The sequence below is a fragment of the Kordia jejudonensis genome (assembly GCF_001005315.1).
In the GTDB taxonomy this organism is placed as follows: Bacteria; Bacteroidota; Bacteroidia; order Flavobacteriales; family Flavobacteriaceae; genus Kordia; species Kordia jejudonensis.
In genome coordinates this window covers 1-1,931 of record NZ_LBMG01000128.1, presented here as the reverse complement: position 1 = coordinate 1,931, position 1,931 = coordinate 1, and the positions used below count along the sequence as shown (strand labels likewise).

The window sequence follows — 1,931 nt, the reverse complement described above, 5'->3', positions numbered from 1 at the left end:
ATACTGAATGTCTATTATCCAAATCTTTGTTTGTACGTTTGAAATCTTTCCCAAAAGTGGGTTAACGATAGAGCCATTGTTGGAGCTCCTCACAAATTTATTGGGAGAGCGACTGGCGAAAGCTGTCCCTTTTTAAGGAAAAGTAAGAGGAATCAAAAATGACAAGAAAATCACTATTCACTTGTGTTTTCTCTATTTTGAAAACCAATTTTTTATGCATAGCTTTAATGAAATTTTACAAAACGAATACGTTACCGAATACAATTTGAAAGGAAAAAAAGATTATTCAGAACCGAAAATTTATGATGCCAAGGGCGATTTAAACAAACGTTGGTACGTTTATTACTCCTACCGTGATCCCAAAACCGATAAATTAAAAAGACAACCTCCTATATATAAAGGAGCAAATCGTTTTAAAACTAAAGCTGAACGACTTGAGATATTAACGGCATATAAAATTGCTTTGAAAAAGTTATTATCGCAAGGATATAGTCCTTATGAGAGTTATGAGGTTACTAAAGAGAGATTGAATAACCATAGAGAAGAAAACAAAAAAACAGAAGTGACTACTCCTGTTGCTCATTCAAATCAGTATTCCGTAAGAGAAGCACTAAATTTTGCGCTTGAACAAAAACTACCTTACTTAACAAGACGCGCGAAAACAAATCTCAATGGAAATCTCAAACGTTTTTTAACTTGGCTTGAGCAACAGAAATTGGATACTATAAACATAAGGGAGCTGAAACGAAGAGAGGTTTCTATTTTTTTAAACACCATAAAGAAGTATGATAAGCATCATAAATTAACAAGTGAGCCCGTAAATGCTAAAACGCGTAATGGATATAGAACCTCACTATCATCTTTATTTAGTCAATTAGTGAGTGATGATATTGTAGATTATAATATTATTACGGCGATAAAAAAGCTAAAAGAGAATCCTAAGAAACATAAAGCATATTCCGATTCACAAATTAAAGTAATGCGTGAGTATATGGATAAACATGATCCATACCTTAGGAAGTTTACCCAATTTATTGCCTATGCTTTTTTAAGAAATGTAGAAGTATGCAGACTGCGTGTAAAAGATATTGATCTTAAAAATAGAAGATTGTATGTTCAAACCAAAACCGAAGCGCAGGAAGTAGTTCCTATTATTGATAATTTAGTAAAAGTAATTCAGCAGATGGAACTCCACAAGTACGAGTCAAATGATTTTATTTTCTCTGATAAAGAGAAGTGCGGGAAATGGGACGTCATTCCAAAGACTAAAACTTATTATTTCTATCGCAGATTTGCAAAGATGAAAGAAGCCCTACAGCTTGATGAGGATCAAACCTTATACTCCTTTAAGCATACTGCGGCATCTAATCTTTATAAGTCTCTTGCTTCTGAAGGAAAAGCAGATGAACAAGTACTCACAGAACTTATGAGTTTTACAAGACATAAAACCAAATCTCAACTTCGTAAATATTTAAGAGGTATTGGTGCATCATTAGCAAAAGATTATTCTAACAAATACACAATTGATTTTTAAATCCAAGAAATAAAAAAGGGCGCTCAGTAAAATCATAACTATGGTTGTCATTACTTTTAAAAGCATGGCGCTCTTTTTTATCACGATCAACTCATCACTTAACGGTAAGCGAAAATTCTGATATAAAAATCAACTCATCATTAAGTGATTAGTTTGAAATAATGTTCTCTTTTATTTAACTCATTGCTTACCAGTTAACAGAAAATATTTGCTAATCACTAAGGTAAGCTTTGTAAAAGAATTTATTACTTAATGATGAGTTATTTCTATTTGTATTAAAATAAAAGAAAATTAATTTTCTTTTTCGTCTTTTTTAACGGTTATAAATTCTCTTAAAGTTGTTCAGTTTTTCAATCTAATTTCTCAAAACTCGCGTTTTACCATTTTTTACCGTATT

General features: G+C 31.5%; 1 protein-coding gene. It reads left to right on the top strand.

Going from position 1 to position 1,931, the window contains the following annotated elements; all coding sequences use genetic code 11:
- The first annotated feature begins 214 nt into the window (after positions 1 to 214).
- Complete coding sequence (locus AA089_RS22920) at positions 215 to 1,534, top strand: tyrosine-type recombinase/integrase (protein ID WP_046759357.1); 1,320 nt, start codon at positions 215 to 217, stop codon at positions 1,532 to 1,534.
- Positions 1,535 to 1,931: the final 397 nt, after the last annotated feature.